At 41.5% G+C, this 2401-nt stretch carries 2 protein-coding genes; one reads left to right on the top strand and one right to left on the bottom strand.

Annotated features, from left to right (window positions below; translation table 11 throughout):
* Positions 1-1067 (top strand): DUF6701 domain-containing protein (locus tag L655_RS0104850; protein ID WP_029751603.1); only part of this gene is annotated, 1067 nt, incomplete at its 5' end.
* Positions 1068-1087: 20 nt separating this feature from the next.
* On the opposite strand, the gene L655_RS0104845 is transcribed toward L655_RS0104850, so the two are convergent.
* Positions 1088-2305, bottom strand: a complete 1218-nt coding sequence (locus L655_RS0104845; RefSeq protein WP_125825536.1) for an IS4 family transposase — start codon at positions 2303-2305, stop codon at positions 1088-1090.
* Positions 2306-2401: the final 96 nt, after the last annotated feature.

Below are 2401 nucleotides of genomic sequence, written 5' to 3'. Positions count from 1 at the left end.
CAGCCGATGCCAATATTGCGGCCTATATTGTTGCCACTGGTGAGGTAAGAATCGCACAAAATGTAACGTATCAGGGGTCAATTACATCGGCTACTCAAATTATTACCGAAGGGAGCTCAACGTTTGACGCTCTACCAGTACCCGAAAGTATCCCTGGTTTTTGTGGCATTTATACACCAGAAACACTGGATCATTATCGTTTAACAATAAGCGATAACAATGCTCTAACGTGTGAAGCTAAAGAGATGACACTCACAGCCTGTGCAAATGACGCCTGCGATTTATTATTCGCAGAGCCGTCTAGTTTAAACCTTTCTCCAGATAATAGTGGTCAGCAAAGTTGGGTTACGGGGGAGAATATTAATTTTACAGGATCCGCGGTTGTCGAATTTGCTAAACGCACCACAGGCAGTGTTACATTTGGATACAACACTGCAGAGCCTTCTGCACCTCTTCGTTGTTATATTGCAGGTAATAATGTTGGATTAAGCGGCTGTAAAGTTACGTTTTCTGATGCTGGATTTATTTTTAATAATGATACTGATGGAAATACTACAATTCCTACTCAGTTATCAGCAAAGCCTTCAAATACTGGATTTAATGCAAAAGCGTTATCTATCCAGGCGGTAAAAACAAATACCACTACGGGCGTATGCGAAGCTGCATTTCCCGCTGGTGGCGATGTAAGCTTAGATTTATCGTATACATGCAGCGAGGGTGCAAGTTGCTCTGATACGGTTTCACTTAGTAATAACAATAATACCTTTGCGGTAGAGCAAGCTTCTAAATCGTTCATACTAAACTTTGATAGTGAGTCTAAAGCTCCGATTGTTATAAATTATCCCGATGCAGGAAAGTTGAGTTTAAATGTAAATACCAATTTAATTTTAGACCCAGTCACTAATTTATCAGTAAATTTAACGGGGAGTTCAAATGAGTATGTTGTAAAGCCATTTGGATTAGCGATGGAAGTTGCAAGTGATGGTTATGCAGCAGATGCCAATGGGAGTTTATTTAGATTAACTGGCGAAGCATTTGATTTAAAGATGAATGCGGTGCAATGCTAAGGGATCCCCAAAAATAATTATTAAATTTCAATCACATCACTCACATCCATATTTTTCCAATCGAGTTGCACTACCACCTGTACGAAATAGGCTAGCCCTTCCAAGTAATCTCGCCGCCGCAGCTTAATGGACTGTTTTTTGAAGTATCGCAACCCAACAAATGCCCATGACACTACTCGCCTGTTTTTGCTTGAGTTAGCTTGAAAAGCCCCTGTCTTTCCTGCTTTGTCTATCACAGCACCCAGCATCATTGAGAACCAATGAGCCAATGTTGCGAGCAGTAAAAGTATGTCTAATCGATAGAGTTTGTTCGTTCTGTGCAGATCTGAGCCTAAGCCGAACCTAACACTTTTTTGGTCTCGAAACCCTGCCTCTATCTGCATTCTCATTCCATATAGCTTGAGCACCTTTTCGAGAAAGTGGTGTCTTTTTGGAAGAGAAGAAACGAGTAGCCAAGGCTCCTTATAACCGCGTTTTTTATCTCTTTTTAATAACTTATGTCCCTTGCCAACCAACACTGCATGAGTTTGATATTTTGCACTTTTGGTCAGCTCGGTCGCGCCAAGATACTGGCTCTTACGCTGATTGTTCTTGAATAGTGACTGGCATGGAATAAACTCATCGCTGTCCTGCGTTTTCAAATGTGCCGTACCACGAACCCGACTAATATAATGCCAGCCATTGTTCCGCACGGCTTTGAGCCAGGGGACTTTAAAGCCCGCATCCGTCACAATCACGGGGCGGCAATCACTCGGCAAGATCAGTTTGAGCATCTTTAAAAACCGTTTTTGCACTTTTGGGCAATGATATTGAAAGCTGAATGCACTTTCCTGATACAGGGTTAAAGAGCGACCTTCACTGACAATGCTGGCACGCAGAATACAGTATTTGGTTTGTGTATCAGCATGGCTCCAATCGACCAAAATGACGGGATGCTTTTCAGTGACCACAAAACGGGTTAAGCGAACATAAACCGATATCGATTCACGCAAAAGCTCATTGTTACTGAGTAGTCGGTCAATACGTTTAATATCATGTTTTTCAGTTGTTTTTGAATCCAAATTGCGGCCGATAGACGTCAAGGTGCATTGCTGACAGTGCAAAAGAGATTTAACGGCAGCGACTAGAGTATTAAATCTGGCTTTATGAATAGAGTTAGGGGTGACAGCGCGGAGCATATTGTGCAAAATAGTAGACGCATTCATGGTGTTTAGTTCTGTTGTTTTTAAGCGATTCATAAGATCACAAAACACCATGAATGTTCCCTCACTACCCACATTTTTTAATACTGTTAGTTCATTGATATGTAAAGGCTAATTCTGGGGATACTTTAG

This window comes from Pseudoalteromonas sp. TAE79 (assembly GCF_000498015.1).
Taxonomy (GTDB): domain Bacteria; phylum Pseudomonadota; class Gammaproteobacteria; order Enterobacterales; family Alteromonadaceae; genus Pseudoalteromonas.
The sequence above is the reverse complement of the archived record's forward strand: the minus strand, read 5'-3'. Positions and strand labels throughout refer to the sequence as shown.